General features: G+C 65.4%; 1 protein-coding gene. It reads right to left on the bottom strand.

The genetic code is table 11. The features are described from left to right. Window positions 1-1,191, bottom strand: a complete 1,191-nt coding sequence (gene tuf, locus FU658_RS14195; RefSeq protein WP_147892675.1) for an elongation factor Tu — start codon at window positions 1,189-1,191, stop codon at window positions 1-3.

The raw sequence follows: 1,191 nt of genomic DNA, 5'->3' as shown, positions 1-1,191 counted from the left end.
TTACTCGAAAATCTTCGCCACGACGCCGGCGCCGACGGTACGACCACCCTCGCGGATGGCGAAACGCAGGCCGTCGTCCATCGCGATCGGGGCGATCAGCGTCACCACCATCTTCACGTTGTCGCCCGGCATCACCATCTCCACGCCTTCCGGCAGCTCGCACGAGCCGGTCACGTCGGTGGTGCGGAAGTAGAACTGCGGACGGTAGCCCTTGAAGAACGGAGTGTGGCGACCACCCTCCTCCTTCGACAGCACGTACACCTCGGCCTCGAACTTCGTGTGCGGCTTGATCGAACCCGGCTTGGCCAGGACCTGGCCACGCTCGACGTCGTCACGCTTCGTGCCGCGCAGCAGCAGGCCGGCGTTGTCGCCCGCCATGCCCTGGTCGAGCAGCTTGCGGAACATCTCGATGCCGGTGACCGTCGTCTTGACCGTCGGACGGATGCCCACGATCTCGATCTCGTCGCCGACCTTCACGATGCCGCGCTCGATGCGACCCGTCACCACCGTGCCGCGACCCGAGATCGAGAACACGTCCTCGACCGGCATCAGGAACGCCTTGTCGATGTCACGCTCCGGCTCCGGGATGTAGCTGTCGAGCGCGTCGACCAGCTTGATGATCGCCGGCACGCCGATGTCGCTCTGGTCGCCTTCCAGCGCCTTGAGCGCCGAACCGTGGATGATCGGCGTGTCGTCGCCCGGGAAGTCGTACTTGCTCAGCAGCTCGCGCACTTCCATCTCGACCAGCTCGAGCAGCTCGGCGTCGTCGACCATGTCGGCCTTGTTCAGGAACACCACGATGTACGGCACGCCGACCTGGCGCGCCAGCAGGATGTGCTCGCGCGTCTGCGGCATCGGGCCGTCCGCGGCCGAGCACACCAGGATCGCGCCGTCCATCTGCGCCGCACCCGTGATCATGTTCTTCACGTAATCGGCGTGGCCCGGGCAGTCGACGTGCGCGTAGTGGCGGTTCGGCGACTCGTATTCCACGTGCGCGGTCGAGATCGTGATGCCACGCGCCTTCTCTTCCGGCGCCGCGTCGATCGAGGAGTAATCCTTGAAGTCACCGCCAAAGCGCTCGGCACCGATCTTGGTCAGCGCGGCGGTCAGCGTGGTCTTGCCGTGGTCGACGTGGCCGATCGTGCCGACGTTCACGTGCGGCTTCTTGCGCTCGAACTTTTCCTTGGACAT

Origin of the sequence: Alkalisalibacterium limincola, assembly GCF_008017755.1 — a bacterium.
Taxonomy (GTDB): Bacteria; Pseudomonadota; Gammaproteobacteria; order Xanthomonadales; family Xanthomonadaceae; genus Alkalisalibacterium; species Alkalisalibacterium limincola.
This window is presented reverse-complemented; position numbering and strand designations above follow the sequence as displayed.

Bases quoted from the DNA above. Each gene is read 5' to 3' on its own strand.
- tuf (WP_147892675.1), bottom strand. From the start codon at position 1,191: ATGTCCAAGGAAAAGTTCGAGCGCAAGAAGCCGCACGTGAACGTCGGC.